Source organism: Streptomyces sp. NPDC111606, assembly GCF_055656945.1.
In genome coordinates this window covers 175,394-195,272 of record NZ_JBVKBY010000003.1, presented here as the reverse complement: position 1 = coordinate 195,272, position 19,879 = coordinate 175,394, and the positions used below count along the sequence as shown (strand labels likewise).

Genomic DNA, 19,879 nt, shown 5'->3' with positions numbered 1-19,879 from the left:
GCCCCTATGCGGCGCCGCCCTTCTGGTCCTTCTCGTCGTCCACGATCTCCGCGTCCACCACACCGTCGTCGTCCTGCGGCGCGGACTGCTCCGCGCCCGTGCCGGTGGCGCTGTCGCTCGGCGCCTGCTGGGACCGGGCGTACATCGCCTGGCCCATCTGCTGGCTGACCGAGGCGAGTTTCTCGATGCCGGTGCGCAGGGCGTTGGTCTCGGCGTTCTGCTCCAGCTGCTGCTTCAGGTCCGTGATCGCCGACTCGACCTCGGCCTTGGTGTCCGCCGGGACCTTGTCCTCGTTGTCGCGGATGAACTTCTCGGTCTGGTAGACGAGCTGTTCGGCCTGGTTGCGGGTCTCGGCGTCGTCGCGGCGCTTGCGGTCCTCCTCGGCGTACTGCTCGGCCTCCCGCATCATGCGGTCGATGTCGTCCTTCGGGAGGGCCGAACCGCCCGTGACCGTCATCTTCTGCTCACGGCCGGTCGCCAGGTCCTTCGCGGAGACGTGCATGATCCCGTTGGCGTCGATGTCGAAGGCGACCTCGATCTGCGGGACGCCGCGCGGGGCCGGCGGCAGGCCGGTGAGGTCGAAGACACCGAGCTTCTTGTTGTACGCCGCGATCTCACGTTCGCCCTGGTAGACCTGGATGCCGACCGAGGGCTGGTTGTCGGCGGCCGTGGTGAAGATCTCCGAACGCCGGGTGGGGATGGTCGTGTTGCGTTCGATGAGCTTCGTCATGATGCCGCCCTTGGTCTCGATGCCGAGGGACAGCGGGGTGACGTCGAGCAGCAGGACGTCCTTGACGTCGCCGCGGATGACACCGGCCTGGAGGGCGGCGCCGACGGCCACGACCTCGTCGGGGTTGACGCCCTTGTGCGGGTCCTTGCCGGTGAGTTCCTTGACGAGTTCGGTGACGGCGGGCATCCGGGTGGAGCCGCCGACGAGGATGACGTGGTCGACCGCCGAGAGCTTGATGCCTGCGTCCTTGACCGCCTGGTGGAAGGGGGTCTTGCAGCGGTCGAGGAGGTCCGCGGTGAGCTCCTGGAACTGGGCGCGGGTCAGCTTCTCGTCGAGGTGGAGCGGCCCTTCGGCGGAGGCCGTGATGTAGGGCAGGTTGATCGTCGTCTCGGTGGAGCTGGACAGCTCGATCTTGGCCTTCTCGGCGCCCTCGCGCAGCCGCTGCAGCGCCATCTTGTCGGTGCCGAGGTCGATGCCGTACTGCCCCTTGAACTTCTTCACCAGGTACTCGACGACCCGCTGGTCCCAGTCGTCGCCGCCCAGGTGGGTGTCGCCGTTGGTGGCCTTGACCTCGATGACGCCGTCGCCGATCTCCAGCAGCGAGACGTCGAAGGTGCCGCCGCCGAGGTCGAAGACCAGCACGGTCTGCTCCTCGCCCCGGTCGAGGCCGTAGGCGAGGGCGGCGGCCGTGGGCTCGTTGATGATCCTGAGCACCTTCAGGCCGGCGATCTCCCCGGCCTCCTTCGTGGCCTGCCGCTGGGCGTCGTCGAAGTAGGCGGGAACGGTGATCACCGCGTCGGTGACGTCCTCGCCGAGATACGACTCGGCGTCCCGCTTCAGTTTCTGCAGCACCCGGGCCGACAGTTCCTGGGCCCGGTAGCGGGAGCCGTCGACGTCGCCCTGATCCGGGAAGCGCCAGTTCGCGTCGCCCATGTGCCGCTTCATGGAGCGGGCGGTGCGCTCGACGTTCGTCACCGCCTGCCGTTTGGCCACCTCACCGACGAGTACCTCGCCGTTCTTGGCGAAGGCCACGACCGACGGTGTGGTCCTGGCCCCCTCCGCATTGGCGACGACAGTGGGTTCGCCGCCCTCCAGGACGGCGACCACCGAGTTCGTGGTCCCGAGATCGATCCCGACCGCGCGTGCCATCGCTGTCCCCTTCCGCCAGGGCACCCCTTGAACTCCAGCACAAAACTTGAGCGGGTTCTTGTCAATGGGACGGGTGACCGCGGGGACGGCCGCCAAACAGTGGCTGAGCGCTCACTCAGGGTTCGGGGGGCCGGCCCGAAGGGCCGCCCCCCAGGGGCGCGGGGCTGTATCGATATGCGGCTCCGCCGCGTGGGCGCGACCAGCCACGACGGCGCCGCAGCCGCAAGAGGCCCTGTCACGGCTCCCCGCGAAGCGCTACGCCAACTTCGCCGACAGCGTGATCGTCGTGCCCGTCAGCGCCTGACTGACCGGACAGTTCTTCTTGGCGTCCTCCGCCGCCGCAGCGAAGCCCTCGGCGTCGAGACCGGGCACGGTGCCCTCGACGGTGAGGTGAATCCCGGTGATCCCCTCACCCGGCTGGAAGTTCACGTCGGCCGAGGTGACGAGCTTGGTGGGCGGGGTGCCGGCACCCGCGAGGGCGTGCGACAGCGCCATGGAGAAGCAGCTGGAGTGCGCGGCGGCGATCAGCTCCTCGGGGCTGGTCTTGCCGTTCGCGTCCTGGGAGCGCGAGGCCCACGTGACCGGCTGGGCGGCGATGGCACCAGAAGAGTCGAAGTTGACAACACCGTTGCCCTCGAGCAGGTTGCCTTCCCAGACGGTGTGTGCGGAGCGCGTGGTAGCCACGGTTCTTCCTTTCGCGTGGGGGCCCGTTTCCTGGGTCCGTGCCCCCATCCGATCACACTCCGGCTCAACTCACCCGGAAGACCGGCCCACGCGGGGTGAACGGCAGACGACGGCCCTGCGGGAGCAGGTACGCGTGCTCGCGCCGCACCCGCAGCACGTCGCACCAGCCGTCCGTGATGACCAGGACGGGCGCGCCGGGCGGGAAGTCGTCGGCGCGCTGGAGGAGGTCGATCCCGGGCTGCAGGACCGTACCGCCACGGCCGTGCACCCGTACCCGCCCCGCGATCTCCGTCACCGGCACATAGCCGGCGTCGTAGGGTCCCGCGTCGCAGAACACCACCCGCGCGGCCGGTACGTCCCGGGCGGCGGCGTAGGAGGCGATGGCGCCGAGCGCCTTGCCGAGGAGCACGCTGCCCATCGAGCCGGAGGTGTCCAGGACGACACCGAAGGTGCAGCGGGCGATCTCCTCGGGCGGGAAGTAGCGCCCCGCGCGCGGGATGTCGGGCGTCGACGACTGGCGGCGCGAGGGACGGGCGTACGTCCGCACCGGCTCGGGGCGTGGCACGAACTCGTCGAACCAGCGGGCCAGTCGGGCGTCCCAGGGCAGCGGCGGATGGCTGAGCGCTCGGATCTCCTGGACCAGGCCGCCGGGCAGGAAGCCGCGTTCCTGCTGCTGGTGCAGGTCGAGGCCGTGGGAGAGGCCGCGGCGGTAGAACTCGTCGAGGTCGCAGTACTCGCCGGGGGCGCCGAGCGGGGCGCCCAGCACATCGCCGACGCCCTTGCCGCGCAAGGTGGCCAGACGGCGCATGCGGCGCAGGTCGCCGACGATGCGGTCGTACACCTCCTCGGCGGACAGGCCGCTGAACTGCGCGTCGTACAGGAGCCCTTGGGGCATCTCGCCGACCTGCATCTCGCGCAGCCAGCCGTTGATGACGTAGTCGCAGGCGACGTTGAACAGGTACGGGTCGCGGGTGCCGCAGCGGTCGCCGTGGCGCAGGGCGGCGTGCAGCATCTCGTGAGCCAGGATGAACCGCCACTCCTCGTCCTCGAACGTCCGCAGCGGGTTGATGTAGATCTCGCCGGCCTCGGCGTTGACGGCGGCTACGGCGATGCCGTGCGCGCGGGCGAGTTCGGCGTCGGCGACCAGCTTGATGCCGGCCGCGATGCCGCCGAGCAGCGGGTAGGAGGTGATGAACCACTCCAGTGCCCACTGCCACGGCCGCTTCTTGACCGGCTCGCCGAGCATGGATTCGCGGCGGCCGCCCGCCAGGTCCATGGCGGTGGAGACGGTGCGGGTCAGCGCGGTCGCGAAGGCCAGCTGGTGGTCCGGGGGCGACCCGAACCAGCCCATCCACTCCACGAGCAGCTGGTCGGCCTCGGAGCCCGCCGTGCCGCAGCGCTCGTACGCGGCCGGGATGCCGTCGCGCCGCCAGCGCGCGGCAAGCTGTTCCTCGTCGCCGTCCGGGTAGGTCAGGGGCAGGTGGTCCGGGGCCTTGCCGACCGGGAAGCTGAGCAGGAAGCGGTTGACGACGACGCAGCGGGCGGCGAGGTCGGCGCGGTCGGGCTGCACCGGCCTGCCCTTCCTGGAAGGGACGTGGCCGAAGCCGAGGTGCAGGACGGCGTGCGCGATCGCCCAGGCCCAGGCCGCGGGTTCGGCGATACGGTCGGGATGGACGTGCAGGTCGCCGTCGGAGTCGACGCGGACGAGTCCGTCGTGGGGCGCCTGCTCGCACTTCTCCTGGCGGCAGACGGTGAACTCGACGGTGGCGAGCGCGGGATTGGCTCGCACCAGTCGCAGGCCCTCGGCGAACGCCTCCGCCGCGAGGTCCCGCTTCTTCTTCCCCTTCCCCTTGTCGGGGGTACGGCTCATCGCCGCGCCTCCACCAGCCGGGGCATGTCCCGCGCGGCCTCCACGAGGAACCAGGACGGCAGGACCGGGTTGCCGTCGGTGTCGGAGGCGATGACGCTCTGGGCGACCTCGACGGAGATCTCCGCGAGCTGCACCAGCAGCGACTTCGCGCGGTACGCGGTCTGGCGGCCGGTCGCGGACATGTGGTCCTTGCTGACCGGCAGCTCCTTGATGAGACGGCCCCGGAAGGACTCGGCGAGGTAGTAGAGCAGGTCGCGGTCCTGCATACGGTGCGGCCAGCGGGCGTCGCCCTTGATGATGGCCTCGATGCCGTACTGGCTGCGCACGATCTTGACGTAGCCGCAGAACGCGGTGGCGTGCACGGGCGTCAGCGTGCCGTGCGCGAGGACCTTCAGCGTCTCCTCGTCGAGGTCCCGGCCGAACGAGTGCAGGGCGTCGGAGAGCATGTGCCAGGAACGGGGCGTGGAGAACGGCTCCTCGGTCTTCGGCGGCTTGGACCACAGGTGGTCGGGCCGGTCGATGAGGTGGTCCAGGATCCAGGGGTGGATGCCGTTGTTCACCGCCCAGGTCAGCCAGTCCTTGGCGGAGGCCTCCAGGTGGACGTGGGTGAGGCGGTTGACGAGCGCGGAGGCGATGGGCCGGGCGAGCGCGTTGTCGGTGGCCCGGTTGCCGGCGCCTATGACGATGGAGCCCTTGGGAAGCTCGTAGTTGCCGATACGGCGGTCCAGGATCAGCGAGTAGAACGCCTTCTGCACATCGGGGGTGGCCGCGTTCAGCTCGTCCAGGAACAGGCAGTACGGCTCGTCGCGGGCGATGGCCTCCGGCGGGCAGAACACCGACCGCCCCTCGCGGATCTGCGGCACGCCGATCAGGTCCTCCGGTGCCAGCTGGGTGCCGAGCAGGCTCACGCACTCCAGGCCCAGCGACTCGGCGAAGTTCCTGACCAGGGAGGACTTTCCGATGCCGGGGGCGCCCCAGATGAACACCGGCCGCACGGTGGCAAGGCCGAGAAGGAGGTCGGGGATACGGGCGGGCGTGACGGTGACGGCTGCCTGCAAAGCAGGGTCTCCCTTGGGGTGTTCGAGCAGTTTGCGACTCGAACAGTGTGTGCCCGTGAGGCTCTCGGACGCAGCCGATTTTCAGGCGGCCCGCTCCTGCGGCTCCACGTCCAAGGGCACCTGAGGCCCGTCCGACTCCCGCAGCCAGCGCCGCAGCACACGGTGGACGTGCTCGGCGCCCACGAGGTCCTCCCCGTCGCCGACCGGTGCGGAGAAGGCAAGCGGCGACAGCAGGAACGGCTTGCCCTGTGCCCCGCCGAGTCCGCCGTGCGAACCGATCTGCTCCTCGAAGGCGAGGACCTCGCCGTCGGCCTCGTCGTAGGCGGAGTTGACCATGATGTCGGCGGCGTTCGGGAAGGAGTTCGTACGGCGCACGGCGTCGGCGGCGCCCGGCCCGAAGGCCTCCAGCGGGCCCGGCTTGTCGTCGAGTTGGTCCAGCGGGATCTCGGCGCCGTATGCGCCCAGCACGACCCCTGAGTGCTCCTCGCTGCGGACGAGCAGGAAGCCGACGCCGGGGTGGTTGGCGAGGGTGGTGAGCAGGGCCGGGTGACGGGCGTCGATCTCCTCCTTGGTCATCCGGTGCGGCACGTCCGGGAAGGAGACCAGGCCCAGGTTGCCGGACGCCAGCACGATCGGCTCCGAGCGGCGGCGGGACGGGCGGTGCTGCTCGCCGCCGTCCTCGACGGGCCGGCGCAGCGCCGCACGCACGGCCGCGCGGGCCTCGGCGCCGCTGTGGGTGCGCCGCGCCCTGCGTGGCACGGGCAGACCGCAGCCGGCCCGCACCAGGTCACCGAGGCCGAGGCCGTAGCGGGCGCGGAAGGTCTCGCCGGGGCTCTGGCCATGGTCGGACAGCACGACGATCTGGTACGGCCGCGGCGCGTGCTCGGCGACCTTCTCGATCAACGCCAGCGCCCGGTCGAGGCGTTCGAGGACCTTCTCGGTGTCGCGGCCGCGCGGCCCGGAGTGGTGCGCCACCTCGTCGTACGCCACGAGGTCGGCGAAGACGGCGGTGCGGCCCGCGAGCATGTCGCCCATCACCGCGGCGACGACGACGTCCCGTTCGACGACGGTCGCGAAGGCACGGACGAGGGGGTAGAGGCCGCCGCGGGAGACCCTCGGTCGGACCTTGCGGGCGCGTGCCCGGGTGGACTGGCCGATCTCGCGGCCCACCTCGGCGGTGAAGGACAGGGCGGTGCGCACGGCGTTGGCCGGGTCGGAGAAGTAGGCGAAGTAGCCCGAGCGGGAGCGGTTCTCGCGGCTGCGGCGCTTGGTGGCGATGGACAGCACGAGGGCCTGTTCGTCGGCGCCGCCGCTGAAGAGGTTGCCGCGGCTGGCGCCGTCGGCGGTGAGCAGTCCGCCGTCGCCGGTGCGGTCGATGGCGCGGCGCTGGAGCTCGGCGGCGTTGGCGGGGCGGTTGCAGACCATGACCTCGCGGGCGGCCTTCTCGTACCAGCGGAAGGCGGGGACGTCGTGGTTGCTGCCGTGCAGGATGCCGAGCTGACTGGCGCCGGTCTGGCTGGACCAGTCGGTGCGCCAGGGGGTGAGCCGGTGGGTGGCGAGGGCGCTGTCCGCCTCTCCGATGCCGCCGTTGCCGAGCCAGCGGGCGACGGTGGGCATCAGGTCCTTGCCGACGGCGTCGAGGAGGACGTCGTGGCCGACGCCGTCGAGCTGGATGAAGACGGTGCCGGGGCTGGAAGGGCCGGGCGGCAGGGCCTTGCGGCGGCGGTCGGCGAGGCGGTACAGGCGGCGCCGGTACGCGTCGTCGTCCCGGACGGCGAGGGCGGCGCCGGTGGCGGAGGCGACGGCGGACATCACGGCGGCGACGATGACGGCGGTCTCGGGGGCGGCCTCGCTGTCGCCGGAGGGGACGAGACGCAGGGCGACGATCAGCAGCGAGCCGTTGAGGAAGAACACCAGCAGGCCCAGCACCAGGGCGGGCACCAGCAGCAGGAGCCGTACAAGGAGGGGCCAGGCGAGCGCGGACAGCAGACCGAAGGCACCGGCGCCGAGGGCGGCGGTCATGGCTATGTGGGTGGCGCTGTCACCGTCGGCCGACTGCAACTGGAAATCCGGCAGGATCCCGGCGAGCACGAGCATGGTGACGGTGGAGACGGCCCACACGGCCACGCTCCGCCCGACCTGACTGGCAACCCGCCGCCAACGCCCACCACGCACGCCCAGCCCACCTCACGTCCCGGCCCAGCACCCGAAACGGGCCTTTCACGCCCCAGCCTGGCACACCCCTCCGACACCGGACCGGACACGTCGTCCCGCCCGGCCGCCTCGGCACGCGCCGTGGGCCGTGATCGTCAACGGCCGTCGTAGCCGGCCGTCGGCATCGACAGCCTCCGGTGCACGCGCGCCTTCATCTGCGCGTCGTACAGCGGCTCCGCACGCCCCACGATCTCCACCCGCACACCCCGCCGGGCGCACTCCGCGGAGAAGTCGTCGACGGACGACAGCGCGCTCTCCAGCACCCTGCGGCTGGGCGCCACGAACAGGTCGAGGCCGGGGCGGACGCCCTCCCACAGCACGCTGTGGTCCGCCCGCAACCGGCGCACGAGGAGTTCGCGTGCGACGACGTACCCGTGCTCGGCGGCCCAGCGCGCGCACATCGCGTGCTGGCTGCGGGAGTCCACCAGGAAGGGGTCGGCGTCCAGCTCTTCGAGCGGCGTCAGACTGGCGATCGCCGTCACGCGCACTACGGATGCCCCCATGGCGTCCCCCTCACCTCCGGGTTTCGCCGCCGACCCTACTGCAGCCCGTAGGCTTCGGGGAGTCGCGCGAAGGGGGCAAAGAGGTGCCGGTGGAGATCACCTGGTGGGGCCATGCCACCTGCACGGTCGAGGATTCGAACGTGCGCCTCCTTACCGACCCTCTGTTCGCACGCCGGCTCGCACACCTGCGCCGCCGCCGGGGCGCACCGCCCCCGCCCGGCGCCTGGCGCGTGGACGTCGCCGTGGTCTCCCATCTGCACGCCGACCACCTGCACGTTCCGTCTCTCGCCAGGCTGCCGCAGGGCACCCGCCTGCTCGTGCCCCGGGGCGCGCCCCGGGCGGTGCCGGGCCTGCGCCGGCTCACGCATCTGCGGGTGACCGAGATGGCGCCGGGGGACGTGACGACGGTGGGCGACGTGGCCGTACGCGCCGTTCCCGCGCGGCACGACGGACGCCGGCTGCCCGTCGGCCCGCACCGCTCCCCCGCCCTGGGCTACGTCTTCGAGGGCGAGGCACGCACGTACTTCGCCGGGGACACCGGGCTGTTCGACGCGATGGCGAAGGAGGTCGGGCCGGTCGACGTCGCATTGCTGCCGGTCGGCGGCTGGGGACCGTATCTCGGGGACGGGCATCTGGACGCGGGGCGGGCGGCCGAGGCGCTGGCCCGGCTCGGGCCGCGCAGTGCGGTGCCGGTGCACTACGGCACGTACTGGCCGATCGGCATGGACGCCGTGCGCCCCCATGAATTCCATGCGCCCGGCGACGAGTTCGCACGGCTCGCGGCGGAGCGCGCGCCCGGCGTGGCGGTGCACCGGCTCGCGCACGGGGAGCGCGTGCGCCCGGAGGTGGCCCGGTGACGGTGTGGGCCGCCGCCACGACGACGGTGCCGTACGAGTCGACCCAGCAGGCGATCGGCTATCCGACGCTGTTCCTGCTGGTGCTGATCGGGGCGCTGGTGCCGGTGATCCCGACGGGCGCGCTGGTGAGTTCGGCGGCGGTGGTGGCGTTTCACCAGACGGCACCGTTCTCGCTGGCGCTGGTGTTCGTGACGGCGTCGACGGCGGCGTTCCTGGGCGATGCGACGCTGTACTGGCTGGGGCGGCGCGGCATGCGCTCGAAGAACGGCTCGCGCTGGCTGGAGGCGATCCGCTCGCGCGCGCCGGAGGAGCGGCTCACTCAGGCGCAGGACAAGCTCGCCGGGCACGGTGTGGCCGTGCTGGTGCTGTCGCGGCTGGTTCCTGCGGGGCGGTTGCCGGTGATGTTGGCCTGTCTGCTGGCCGAGTGGCCGATGCGGAGATTCGCCCGCGGTAACCTGCCGGCCTGCCTGGCCTGGGCTGTGACGTACCAGTTGATCGGGATTCTCGGTGGGTCGTTGTTCAGCGAACCCTGGGAGGGCGTGGTCGCGGCGGTGGCGCTGACGCTGGTCATCAGCGGAGCGCCCAGTGTGTGGCGTCGTCTGCGGAAGGCTTCGTCGGGGTGAGGTGCGATGCGCCCACAGGGCAGGGGCTCCGGTCGTGTGGCGACTGGGGACGGCAGGGGTTGATCGCGCCCACGCGGCGGAGCCGCATTTCGGCACGGCCCCGCGCCCCCAGGGCGTCACAGCACCCGTGAGCCACCGACCGGCAGGTCCCACAAGTCCTCCCTCGCCAGCCCGGCCTTTTCCCACGCCACCCGCGCGCGTGTGAGCGGCTCCAGGACCGGCTCAGCCGACAGGACGAACGTCGCCCAGTGCATCGGCGCCATCCTGCGGGCCCCCAGATCCTGGGCCGCCCGCACCGCCTCCTCCGGGTCGCAGTGGACGTCGCTGAGCCACCAGCGGGGGTCGTAGGCGCCGATGGGGAGCAGGGCGAGGTCGATGCCGGGGTAGCGCTCGCCGATGCGGGTGAACCAGTGGCCGTAGCCCGTGTCGCCGGCGAAGTACACGCGCTGTCCGTCGGGCGCGGTGAGCACCCAGCCGCCCCACAGACTGCGGCAGGTGTCGATCAGGGTGCGCTTGGACCAGTGGTGGGCCGGGACGAAGTCGAAGCGGACACCGCAGAGTTCGGCGGCCTCCCACCAGTCCAGCTCGGTGACCTGCGTGAACCGGCGGCGGCGGAACCAGGCGGCGAGGCCGGCCGGCACGAACACGGGGGTGTCGCGCGGGAGTCGGCGCAACGTGGGGGCGTCCAGGTGGTCGTAGTGGTTGTGGCTGATGACGACCGCGTCGACGCGCGGCAGGGCGCTCCAGGCGACGCCGACGGGGGTGATGCGGGCCGGGGTGCCGAGGATGCGGCGCGACCAGACGGGGTCGGTCAGGACCGTCAGTCCGCCGATCCGGACCACCCAACTGGCGTGGCCCGCCCAGGAGACGGCGACCGTGCGCGCGTCCACGCGGGGCACCGGGCCCGGCTCGAAGGGCAGCTTCGGGATGTCGGCGAGGCCCTCCCGGCCGGGGCGTACGGCGCCCTCTCGGGCGAACCGGGCGAGGGTCTTGAAGCCGGGCAGCGGGGCGGTGAGCCGGTCGTGGAAGGTCCGCGGCCACACCCGGCGTTCGCCCAGCGGGCGGGGCGCGGCGAGCGGCGGGAACGGGGGTGCGAAGGGCAGCGGGTCCGCCGGGGCGTCGGCTTCCCGGGTGGTCGTACGCGGTGGTGTCGACATGGATGAGTCGGACTGCTGCGTCATCGAGGCGGCTCCCATCGCTGAGCTTCGTCACGGAGATCGTCGAAGACCGACTTCAAGTGGATCAACGCACGGTGCACGTGTGGCAGTTCCAACGGCGAGGGTGACGTGATGCATTCCGCGCGTTCGGCTTCGGTACCGGCCAGCAGAGGGCCGGTGGACAGCCGTACGCGCAGCGCGCCGAGGTCGTCGCCGAAGCGGTGCCCGCCCGGTGCGGGCATGCCGAGCCGCTCGGCGAGGAAGTCCTCCAGGTCCTGCGCGTCCCCGACGCCGTGCGCGGACAGCCCGGCGCGCAGCGGGCCGAGATCGACGTACACGTGCCGCCCGGCCTGCGGGGGCCGCGCCACGGCGCCCGCTCCTACGGCAGCGGCGTGCACTGCGGCTGCCACGCGTGCGTGCAGGCGCACGGTGGCGCTGACCCGCGCCGTGACCGGCTCGGGCTCCTCCAGTGCGTACTGGGCCGCGCGGGCGACCGGGCCGGCGATCCGGGCGCCGAGCGCGGTGAGCACGTCGAGCACGCGCGCGTGGAGGCCGTTGCCGGCGTCGTCGGCGGGGAAGCGGGCCACCGCGGCCGGCCAGCCCTGCGGGAGGTGGGCGCCGGACAGGTCGGTGACGACGGTGACTTGGTCGGGCAGCATCTCGGCTGGGCTGACCAGCACGGTGTCGTGGACGGCGTGCACGGTGTCGCGCCAGGTCTCGTCACTGACGAGGTGCAGCCCCTCGCCGGTGGCCGCCTCCAGGGTCTCGTGCAGCACCTCGGGCGGGGCCACGGTGGCGGTGGGGTCGTCGGCGACGGACAGCACGAGCAACCGCGGGTCACCGCCCTCGGCGCGTACCCGGCGGACGGTCTCCAGCAGGGCGTACGGGTCCGGCACTCCGCCGCACTCCGCCGGTGTCGCCACGTGGAAGACGGGTCTGCCCAACAGGCGTGCGTACGGCGCCCACCAGGCGGCGCAGGGCCGCGGGACCAGGACGTCGCCGCCGATCGCGGCGGTCAGCGCGAGCAGCAGGGCGGGCGCCCCGGGAGCGGCCACTGCCCGCTCTGGCTCGGTCGGCAGACCGCGTCGGCCCCAGTAACCGCTCGCGGCGGCCAGGAGGCCGTCGCCGCCGCCGATCAGCTCGCTCTCGGCCCGGCCGGCGGCAGCCGCGAGGACGGCGGCCAGTTCGGGCAGCACGGGCAGCCCGTCGCCCGGGAGCGGGGGCCCGTAACGGACGGGGCCGTGGCCTTCGAGGTCCGTCGGGCGCATCCTTGCCTCCGCGCTGTGCCAGGTGCCTCAGTGGTTCGTCGTGCGGTGCTCCGTGCGGGTCGGTTGTTCCGTGGTGCGGGTTGCGGGGTTCGTACGGCGAGAGGGGCCGCACGGTGTGTCGTGCACCCCTCGCGCTCCGGGTACCCATCGTGCCCCCACCCCATGAGTGCCCGCAGGGGTCAGTCCTGCGCGGTGGGCGTCCTGCGTCGCAGCCGGTACACCGCACCGCCGGCCGCGCCCGCGATCAGCACGCCACCGGCGACGAGGGCGGGGACGGAGTCGGTGAAGGTGCCGCCGTCACCGGCGCGCACGCCGTGGTCGACGGCCGCGCTGTCGCAGTCCTGCGCGTGTGACCCGCTGTGGTCGCCCTTGCCCGAGGGCGCGGCTTCCTCCCACCCGCTTCCGGCCTTGCCGGGTTCGGTGTCGCCCGAGTGGGGCTCGGTGCAGGGATCGCCGCCCCCGTCGGCGCCGCCCCAGCCGCCCTCGGTGCCACCCTTGCCGCCCTCACCACCGCTCTCCGTGCCGTCCTTGCCGCCCTCGCCGCCCTCGCCGGCACCCTGGGTTGCGCCGTCCGTGCTGCTGCCCTTGCCCTCGCCTCCGGTACCACCCTTGCCGCCACCGCTGTCGAGGGCCACCGTGAGCGTCGCGCTCCACTCCTTGCCCTCCCCGCCGGGCGCCGCCGGGCAGGCGCCGTCCACCGTCCATGCGGAGTCCGGTCCGGCCGCGTCCGGGTCGTCCTCGAAGTTCTCGGCCGGCGGGATGCGAGCGGTTCCGCTGTAGGCGGGCCCGGCGGCCTTCTCGTCGTTGCCGGAGACCCGCTTCAGCTGGACGGTGCCCTCCTCGAAGGCCTGCGAGGTGGCGTCGATGGTGGCCGGAGCGGTGCTGCCGAGGGCGTCGCAGGAGACCGAGACCGTGACGCTGCCGCCCGGGGCGACGGAGCCGGGGCTGACCTCCGCGGTCGGCTCCGCGAAGGCGGCCGAGGCGACGAAGCCCAGGACGACACCGGCCAGGGCGGCGACGGACAGGGCGCGGGCGGTGCGGCGCATGGGTGAGCTCCTTCGGCCGGCTGCGGGGTACGGCGGTCGTGCCCCCGCAGCCATGACAGCCCGCCCGGCGTCCGGGCGCGCGCGGCCGGGCACCATTCGCGGGACGGGGGCGGCCGAGTGGGTGACGCCGTACGGTCGGCCGCTCCGTCAGTTCAGCAGCGCGGCCAAGTCCCGCTCCAGCCCCCGCCCCCGCCTGCTGACCACCCCGGCGGCGACGTCCGACAGCTTGCGGTTGGTGCCCTGGGAGATGCGGCGCAGTACGCCGAAGGCGGTGTCGGCGTCACAGCCGAGGACGTGCATGACGATGCCGCACGCCTGGTCGACGACGGGCCGGGAGCGCAGGGCGGCGCCGAGATGATCGAGCTCGCTGAGCGCGGCGCGGTAGGAGCGGTCGCGGACCAGGAAGCTGGTGGCGAGTTCGCCGAGGGCGTGCACGGGCCCGTGCGCGACGTCCTCCAAGGCGCCGGGCCGGAAGCTGTAGAGACTGAGCGTCACCGTGAGCCCGGAGCGGAGGAACGGGAGCGTGACGCTGGAGCGCACGCCCGAGTCGAGCGCCATGGCGCGGTACTCCGGCCAGCGCTCGTCGCGCAGCAGGTCGGCCGAGTCGACGGGCTCGCCCCGTTCCAGGGCCGCCGGGATGGGCCCGTCCCCGGAGCGGAGCTGCACGGCGACGAGTCCGGCGAGGTCGGGGTGGGTGACGGCGGCGGGCCGCTCGGCACCTGTATCGGCCACCATGCTGCTCGCGCCGCAGCAGTCGGCGGTGCAGCGCATGGCCTGTTCGACCAGTTCGGACAGCCTGCGCCCCGGCAGGGCGGCTTCGGCGGACCGGTCTCCCCAGCGACCTACGCCATCGTGAACGGGCATCCTCAACTCCTCCTCATTTTGGGCGCTTTCCCGGTACTGCGCGGGGAAAACAGTCGAGAACACCGGGGACCAGTTGGAGCCCCGCCGCCCCGGGCCCCATCGCCGCGAGCTAGGTTCGTCCCCATGGCGAAGACCGACGAATTCGGTGAAGAACTTGCGGATTTCGTGCGCCGCGTCGCGGAGCTCAAGGCGGCACGGACCGTTTCGGGAGAGGACCTGCCGACCGTCCTGGACGCGGCCATCTTCGAACTGGACCATGTCGCCGCCCAGTTGTGGCCGTCGTACGAGCGGCTGACCTCGGGCGAGCTGCCCCGTACGACGTCCGCCGACCGTCAGGAACAGCATCTGCTGCGGGCGGTGTTCCAGCGGTTTCCGCTGCCGGTCGCGCTGGTGGACCGGGAAGCGGTGGTGCGCCGGCTGAACTTCGCGGCGACCTCCTTCACCGGCGTCCGGGCGGGCTATGCGACGGGCCGGCCGCTGACCGGATTCCTCGCCCACGCCGACCGGGCGGCGTTCCGTTCACAGGCCGCCGCGGTGGCACGCGGCGAGGGCGACCGCAGCCTGACCGTGCACCTCCAGCAGCGCCCGTCCGTCCCGCTCCACGCGACCCTGACGGCCGTACGCCCCAGCGGGGAGCCCCACACCACCGTGCTGGTGGTGCTGCAGCCCGGCGACCTCCGCGCGACCGGGGTCCCCGCTCCGGGCGACAGCCCGACCACCCAGGTCCCCGACCTCACCGAGACCACCCGGCACGCGGCCCTGATGGACGTCCTGGACGAGATGACCACGACCCTGCTGACGGCACCGCGCGACGACCGCGAGGCAGTCGTCCGGCGCGCGGCCCAGGTGCTGCATGGGCGCTTCGCCGACTGGGTCATCGCCGACACGGGCACGGCAGGCGCGACCGGACTGTCCCGCACGACCGTGCTGGCCCCTTCGGAGAAGGAGGCGAAGACGCTGGCGGCCCGGTCGCCGGCCGACTGCCCCCTCGCCGTGGAGACGGCACGCACCGCCTCCGCCGCTCTCCAGGTCCGCCCGCCGAACCCGGACGCCTTCGGCCATGATGCCGAGGGCGCCCCGGTCCTCGTGCAGGCGAACGTCACGTCACTGCTGTGTGTGCCGCTCACCGTCGAGGGCGCCGTGGCGGGCGTCCTGACACTGTTCAGATGCGGCGCCCGCCTGGCGTTCTCGATGGCGGAGGCGCGGGCGATGGACACCATGTCCCGCCACATCGCGCTGGCGGTGACAGGACCGCCCTGAGCGGCGCGCGGCCGTGTCAGCCCACGTCGTCGAGCACCTGCTCACGCACCCGGGTGCAGCACCGGCTGATCAGCCGGGACACGTGCATCTGCGAGATACCGAGCTGTTCGGCGATCCGGCTCTGCGTCATGTCCCCGAAGAAGCGCATGTACAGGATGGCGCGCTCACGCTCGGGCAGGGCCGCCAGCCGCGGCGCCACGGCCTCGCGGTCCACGACCGTGTCCAGTGCGGGATCGGCGGAGCCCAGCGCGTCGCTGAGTGAGTAGCCGTCCTCGCTGCCGGGCAGCTCCGCGTCCAGCGACAGGGCGGTGAAGCTCTCCAGCGCCTCCAGACCGGCCTTGACGTCGGCCTCGCTCATGTCGGCGTGCTGTGCGATCTCCGCGACGGTCGGCCTGCGGCCCGAGACGGTCTGCAGGTCCTGGACCGCGAACCGCACGCGGTTACGCAGGTCCTGGACGCGGCGCGGCACGTGCAGCGTCCACATGTGGTCGCGGAAGTGGCGCTTGATCTCGCCGGTGATGGTGGGCACCGCGTAGCTCTCGAAGGCGTTGCCGCGCTCGGGGTCGTAGCGGTCGACGGCCTTGACCAGCCCGAGGGCGGCCACCTGGCGCAGGTCGTCAAAGCTCTCGCCGCGGCTGCGGAAACGTCCCGCGAGCCGGTCGGCCATGGGCAGCCACGCCTCGACGATCCTCTCGCGGACGGAGTCGCGCTGCTGCCCCTCGGGCAGGGTGGCGAGCTTGCGGAAGTCCTCCGCGGTGTCGGGGGCGTCGTCGTGCGGGTGGTGCTTCGCGCTCACTGAGGTGGGCATCGTGCGTCGCAACTCCCTTGGTTGTGCTCTGGCTTGGACGGTCACCGAGGGAGAGCGGGCGCGCGCCGGGGGACCGGACACACCCGTGGCGGGAATTGCCGCTCCCACGGACGTGCCTCCTGTCCGAAGCACTGGTTGTTCGCCTGCCCTCACTCCCGGTCCGCAAACACCCACACAGGTTTTCCGCCCGCGCGCGGGGTCACTCGAAGCGGTGCCGCGCAGCCCGACGGAGCCCAGGAGGTCCCGCATGAGCACCAAGGTCGCCGATCACATCCTGCAGCGCCTGCGCGAGTGGGGTGTGGAGCACGTCTTCGGGTATCCCGGTGACGGCATCAACGGCCTGCTCGCCGCGTGGGGACGCGCTGACAACCAGCCCCTGTTCATCCAGTCCCGGCACGAGGAGATGTCCGCGTTCCAGGCGGTCGGCTACGCCAAGTTCAGCGGGCGTCTCGGGGTGTGCGCGGCGACCTCCGGCCCCGGCGCGATCCATCTGCTCAACGGCCTGTACGACGCCAAGCTCGACCACGTCCCCGTCCTGGCAATCGTCGGCCAGACGCACCGCACCGCGATGGGCGGCTCGTACCAGCAGGAGGTGGACCTGCACTCGCTCTACAAGGACGTCGCCTCGGACTTCGTGGAGACGGTGACGGTTCCCGAGCAGCTGCCGAACGTCCTGGACCGGGCGATCCGCACCGCCTGCGCGCGCCGCGCCCCCACGGCGGTCATCATTCCCGGCGACGTCCAGGAACTCGAGTACTCCGCCCCCACGCACGACTTCAAGATGGTGCCCTCCAGCCTGGACAGCGGCAACTGGACGGCGACCCCCGCGGACGACTCGGTGCGTCGCGCGGCGGAGATCCTCAACTCCGGTGACAAGGTGGCCATCCTGGTCGGCCAGGGCGCGTCCGGGGCACGGGCCGAGGTGGAGCGGATCGCCGAACTGCTCGGCGCCGGCGTGGCCAAGGCACTGCTCGGCAAGGACGCCCTGAGCGACGAACTGCCGTACGTCACCGGCGCGATCGGCCTGCTGGGCACCCGCCCGTCGTACGAACTCATGCGGGACTGCGACACGCTGCTGACGATCGGATCCTCCTTCCCGTACACGCAGTTCCTTCCGGACTTCGGCAACGCGCGCGGGGTGCAGATCGACATCGATCCGCACATGGTCGGGATGCGCTATCCGTACGAGGTCAATCTCGTCGGCGACGCGAAGGCCACGCTGCAGCGGCTGATCCCGCTGATCCGCTCCGAGGAGCGCGGCCGCGAGTGGTACGACACGGTGTGCGACAACGTGGCGCACTGGCACGAGGTCATGGACCGGCGGGCGAAGCTGTCGGCCGACCCCATCAACCCGGAGTACGTCACCCGCGCCCTGGACCCGCTGCTCCCCGACAACGCGATCGTCTCCTCCGACTCGGGTTCGGCGGCGAACTGGTACGCCCGGCACCTGACGATGCGGCCGGGCATGCGCGGGTCGCTGTCCGGGACGCTCGCGACGATGGGCTGCGGTGTGCCGTACGCGATCGGCGCCAAGTTCGCCCACCCGGACCGTCCGGCGATCGCGCTGGTCGGGGACGGGGCGATGCAGATGAACGGCCTGGCGGAGCTGATCACCGCGGCGAAGTACAAGGACCTGTGGGAGGACCCGCGCCTGGTGGTCGGCATCTTCAACAACCACGACCTCAACCAGGTCACCTGGGAGATGCGCGCGATGGAGGGCGCCCCGTCCTTCCTGCCGTCCCAGGAACTCCCCGACGTCCGGTACGCCGCCTTCGCCCGCTCCCTCGGCCTGACCGGCATCCGCGTGGAGAAGCCGGAGGACGTGACGGCCGCCTGGCGCGCGGGCCTGGAGGCGGACGGCCCCGCGGTGATCGAGTTCCTCACCGACCCGGCCGTACCGCCGATCCCGCCGCACGCCACGTGGGACCAGATGGAGGCGACGGCCGCGTCGATCCTGAAGGGCGACGCGGATCGCGGGTCGATGATCCGACAGGGGTTCAAGGCGAAGATGCAGGACTTTCTGCCGGGGCGGGGCAAGAAGGGCGACTGAGCTGTTGAACAGCGCAGAAGAGTTCGCGTAGTAGACGATTCCCCAGCTGGTGATCTGTGTCAGGCACAGGGCGAGCAGCGCGGCGCGGGGCCGCGACCGGTCCCCCGTTCCGGTCGCGGCCCCGCGGGCGTCGACGTCGGTCAGCAGCCTCCGGACGAGGCCGGGGCGCCCACGCCGATCTGGAGGGTGGTCGGGGCCGCGCAGCAGCCGCCGCCCTCGCCGCTCTGCGCGGCGTCGGGCTCGTCGAACAGGCCTGCGCCGCCGCAGACTCCGGTCTCGGGGAGGGTGAGTTCGACGCGTTCGGCTGCCTCACGGTCTCCGGCGAGGGCAGCGGCGATGGAACGGACCTGCTCGTAGCCGGTCATCGCGAGGAAGGTCGGCGCACGGCCGTAGCTCTTCATGCCGACCAGGTAGATGCCCTGCTCCGGGTGCGAGAGCTCGTTCACGCCGTGCGGGTAGACGGTGCCGCACGAGTGCACGTTCGGGTCGATCAGCGGGGCCAGGGCGGTCGGTGCCTGGAGGCGGTCGTCGAGGCCGAGCCGGACTTCGGAGAGGAAGGACAGGTCCGGCCGGAAGCCGGTCAGGACGATGACCTCGTCGACAGGGTCCAGGCGCCGTCCGTCCTCGGCGACCAGGATCAGGCGGTCGCCGTCCCGTTCGACGGCCTCGGTGCGGAAGCCCGTGACCGCGGACGCATGACCGGCATCAACCGCAGCCTTCGCACGCAGACCGAGCGCACCGCGCGCCGGGAGCTGGTCAGCCTCGCCGCCGCCGTAGGTGTTGGCGCTGATACCGCGGCGCAGGATCCACACCGCGTGCGTCCCGTCCTCCTCCTTCGCGAGGTCCGCGAGGTAGGCGAGGGCGGTGAAGGCGGAAGCACCCGAACCCACGACGGCCGTGCGCTTGCCCGCATAACGGGCACGTACCGACGGGTCCTTGAGGTCGGGGACGCGGTGGGAGATACGGTCGGCGGCCGCCCTCTCGCCCAGGGCCGGCATGCCGTCGGCACCCATCGGACTTGAAGTGGACCAGGTGCCGGAGGCGTCGATGACGGCGCGGGCGCTGATCCGTTCCTCGGTGCCGTTCGCCGCGCGGACGTGCACGGTGAAGGGCTGCTCCTCGCGCCCGGCATCGACGATACGGTCCCGGCCCGCGCGGGCGACGCCGGTCACCGTGACGCCGTACCGGACCTTGTCCCCGAGGATGTCGGCGAGCGGCTGCAGGTACCGCTCGGCCCAGTCACCGCCCGTCGGGTAGGCGGTGCCGTCCGGGCGGACCCAGCCGGTCGGGGCCAGCAGCTTCTCGGCAGCCGGGTCGGTGAGCTCCGCCCACGGGGAGAAGAGCCGCACGTGGGACCAGTCCCGGACAGCGGTGCCGGCCGACGGTCCGGCCTCCAGGACCAGTGGTTCGATGCCGCGCTCGATGAGGTGGGCAGCGGCGGCCAGGCCGATGGGGCCGGCTCCGATGACCGCGACGGGCAGCTGGTCGGTGGTGGACGCGCTGTCAATGGGCTCAGCCACGACGATTCCCCTTTGCTTCGACATCCGTCGATCTCTTGCGCTGCCAAGCATGGCACCTGTATTGATGGACGTCAACATAGACGTTTGTCGAATCTGAAGATCGAAGCATGGAACAGGTAGACGTAGCGGTGATCGGGGGCGGACAGCCCGGACTGGCCGCCGAACACGCTCTGCGCCGCCAGGTTGGTTGCACTGCAGCGCAGAGGTCGGATTGATCC

General features: G+C 72.2%; 16 protein-coding genes. 4 read left to right on the top strand and 12 right to left on the bottom strand.

Annotated elements, in window-relative coordinates; genetic code table 11:
- Nucleotides 1–4: 4 nt before the first annotated feature.
- The 6 genes from dnaK to ACZ7M7_RS12650 form a co-directional block, all read right to left on the bottom strand.
- A complete protein-coding gene (gene dnaK / locus ACZ7M7_RS12675; protein ID WP_472115558.1) occupies nt 5–1,879 on the bottom strand; it encodes a molecular chaperone DnaK in 1,875 nt (624 codons plus the stop codon).
- A gap of 255 nt (nt 1,880–2,134) precedes the next feature.
- Complete coding sequence (locus ACZ7M7_RS12670; protein ID WP_328421283.1) at nt 2,135–2,563, bottom strand: OsmC family protein; 429 nt, start codon at nt 2,561–2,563, stop codon at nt 2,135–2,137.
- A 64-nt stretch (nt 2,564–2,627) separates the two neighbouring features.
- Complete coding sequence (locus tag ACZ7M7_RS12665) at nt 2,628–4,433, bottom strand: vWA domain-containing protein (RefSeq protein ID WP_472115555.1); 1,806 nt, start codon at nt 4,431–4,433, stop codon at nt 2,628–2,630.
- A complete protein-coding gene (locus tag ACZ7M7_RS12660) occupies nt 4,430–5,491 on the bottom strand; it encodes an ATP-binding protein (RefSeq protein ID WP_472115552.1) in 1,062 nt (353 codons plus the stop codon). The genes ACZ7M7_RS12665 and ACZ7M7_RS12660 overlap by 4 nt, the downstream gene beginning before the upstream one ends.
- 81 nt (nt 5,492–5,572) lie before the next feature.
- Nucleotides 5,573–7,612, bottom strand: a complete 2,040-nt coding sequence (locus ACZ7M7_RS12655) for a phage holin family protein (protein ID WP_472116631.1) — start codon at nt 7,610–7,612, stop codon at nt 5,573–5,575.
- 188 nt (nt 7,613–7,800) lie between these two features.
- Nucleotides 7,801–8,208 (bottom strand): hypothetical protein, encoded by a 408-nt coding sequence (locus ACZ7M7_RS12650; RefSeq protein ID WP_328421291.1) that lies wholly within the window; start codon nt 8,206–8,208, stop codon nt 7,801–7,803.
- 83 nt (nt 8,209–8,291) lie between these two features.
- Between ACZ7M7_RS12650 and ACZ7M7_RS12645 the strand changes: the two genes are divergently transcribed.
- Nucleotides 8,292–9,065, top strand: coding sequence for an MBL fold metallo-hydrolase (locus ACZ7M7_RS12645; protein WP_472115549.1), 774 nt, complete (start codon nt 8,292–8,294; stop codon nt 9,063–9,065).
- Nucleotides 9,062–9,688: a DedA family protein gene (locus tag ACZ7M7_RS12640; RefSeq protein ID WP_383601073.1), complete on the top strand. Its 627-nt coding sequence runs from the start codon at nt 9,062–9,064 to the stop codon at nt 9,686–9,688. Before ACZ7M7_RS12645 ends, ACZ7M7_RS12640 begins: the two co-directional genes overlap by 4 nt.
- A 116-nt stretch (nt 9,689–9,804) precedes the next feature.
- On the opposite strand, the gene ACZ7M7_RS12635 is transcribed toward ACZ7M7_RS12640, so the two are convergent.
- The 4 genes from ACZ7M7_RS12635 to ACZ7M7_RS12620 all read right to left on the bottom strand — a co-directional run bounded on the left by ACZ7M7_RS12635 (nt 9,805) and on the right by ACZ7M7_RS12620 (nt 14,023).
- Nucleotides 9,805–10,869 (bottom strand): MBL fold metallo-hydrolase, encoded by a 1,065-nt coding sequence (locus ACZ7M7_RS12635; protein ID WP_383601074.1) that lies wholly within the window; start codon nt 10,867–10,869, stop codon nt 9,805–9,807.
- Nucleotides 10,866–12,113, bottom strand: a complete 1,248-nt coding sequence (locus ACZ7M7_RS12630; protein ID WP_383601076.1) for an aminotransferase class I/II-fold pyridoxal phosphate-dependent enzyme — start codon at nt 12,111–12,113, stop codon at nt 10,866–10,868. The genes ACZ7M7_RS12635 and ACZ7M7_RS12630 overlap by 4 nt, the downstream gene beginning before the upstream one ends.
- 179 nt (nt 12,114–12,292) lie before the next feature.
- Nucleotides 12,293–13,159: a hypothetical protein gene (locus ACZ7M7_RS12625; protein WP_383601079.1), complete on the bottom strand. Its 867-nt coding sequence runs from the start codon at nt 13,157–13,159 to the stop codon at nt 12,293–12,295.
- A 147-nt stretch (nt 13,160–13,306) separates the two neighbouring features.
- Nucleotides 13,307–14,023 carry an ANTAR domain-containing response regulator gene (locus tag ACZ7M7_RS12620; RefSeq protein ID WP_383601082.1) on the bottom strand — a complete coding sequence of 239 codons (717 nt, stop codon included), beginning with the start codon at nt 14,021–14,023 and terminating at the stop codon, nt 13,307–13,309.
- 123 nt (nt 14,024–14,146) lie between these two features.
- Here ACZ7M7_RS12620 and ACZ7M7_RS12615 point away from each other — a divergent pair, with 123 nt between their 5' ends.
- Entirely contained in the window at nt 14,147–15,283 is a 1,137-nt protein-coding gene (locus ACZ7M7_RS12615) for a GAF domain-containing protein (protein WP_472115544.1), read from the top strand.
- A gap of 16 nt (nt 15,284–15,299) precedes the next feature.
- Here the strand turns inward: ACZ7M7_RS12615 and ACZ7M7_RS12610 are convergent, their stop codons facing one another.
- Entirely contained in the window at nt 15,300–16,091 is a 792-nt protein-coding gene (locus ACZ7M7_RS12610) for an RNA polymerase sigma factor SigF (RefSeq protein ID WP_383601087.1), read from the bottom strand.
- 247 nt (nt 16,092–16,338) lie between these two features.
- Here ACZ7M7_RS12610 and ACZ7M7_RS12605 point away from each other — a divergent pair, with 247 nt between their 5' ends.
- Entirely contained in the window at nt 16,339–18,141 is a 1,803-nt protein-coding gene (locus ACZ7M7_RS12605; protein ID WP_472115541.1) for a thiamine pyrophosphate-requiring protein, read from the top strand.
- A 140-nt stretch (nt 18,142–18,281) separates the two neighbouring features.
- Here ACZ7M7_RS12605 and ACZ7M7_RS12600 read toward each other — a convergent pair whose 3' ends face one another.
- The gene (locus ACZ7M7_RS12600) at nt 18,282–19,685 is read right to left on the bottom strand and encodes an NAD(P)-binding domain-containing protein (RefSeq protein WP_472115538.1); all 1,404 of its coding nucleotides are present in this window, start codon (nt 19,683–19,685) and stop codon (nt 18,282–18,284) included.
- Nucleotides 19,686–19,879 lie beyond the last annotated feature (194 nt).

What these genes read in the sequence shown, in the direction of transcription:
- dnaK (WP_472115558.1), bottom strand. Translation starts at nt 1,879, where the DNA reads ATGGCACGCGCGGTCGGGATCGATCTCGGGACCACGAACTCGGTGGTC.
- ACZ7M7_RS12665 (WP_472115555.1), bottom strand. Translation starts at nt 4,433, where the DNA reads ATGAGCCGTACCCCCGACAAGGGGAAGGGGAAGAAGAAGCGGGACCTC.
- ACZ7M7_RS12650 (WP_328421291.1), bottom strand. Translation starts at nt 8,208, where the DNA reads ATGGGGGCATCCGTAGTGCGCGTGACGGCGATCGCCAGTCTGACGCCG.
- ACZ7M7_RS12635 (WP_383601074.1), bottom strand. Translation starts at nt 10,869, where the DNA reads ATGACGCAGCAGTCCGACTCATCCATGTCGACACCACCGCGTACGACC.
- ACZ7M7_RS12630 (WP_383601076.1), bottom strand. Translation starts at nt 12,113, where the DNA reads ATGCGCCCGACGGACCTCGAAGGCCACGGCCCCGTCCGTTACGGGCCC.
- ACZ7M7_RS12625 (WP_383601079.1), bottom strand. Translation starts at nt 13,159, where the DNA reads ATGCGCCGCACCGCCCGCGCCCTGTCCGTCGCCGCCCTGGCCGGTGTC.
- ACZ7M7_RS12620 (WP_383601082.1), bottom strand. Translation starts at nt 14,023, where the DNA reads ATGCCCGTTCACGATGGCGTAGGTCGCTGGGGAGACCGGTCCGCCGAA.
- ACZ7M7_RS12615 (WP_472115544.1), top strand. Translation starts at nt 14,147, where the DNA reads ATGGCGAAGACCGACGAATTCGGTGAAGAACTTGCGGATTTCGTGCGC.
- ACZ7M7_RS12610 (WP_383601087.1), bottom strand. Translation starts at nt 16,091, where the DNA reads ATGCCCACCTCAGTGAGCGCGAAGCACCACCCGCACGACGACGCCCCC.
- ACZ7M7_RS12605 (WP_472115541.1), top strand. Translation starts at nt 16,339, where the DNA reads ATGAGCACCAAGGTCGCCGATCACATCCTGCAGCGCCTGCGCGAGTGG.
- ACZ7M7_RS12600 (WP_472115538.1), bottom strand. Translation starts at nt 19,685, where the DNA reads ATGTCGAAGCAAAGGGGAATCGTCGTGGCTGAGCCCATTGACAGCGCG.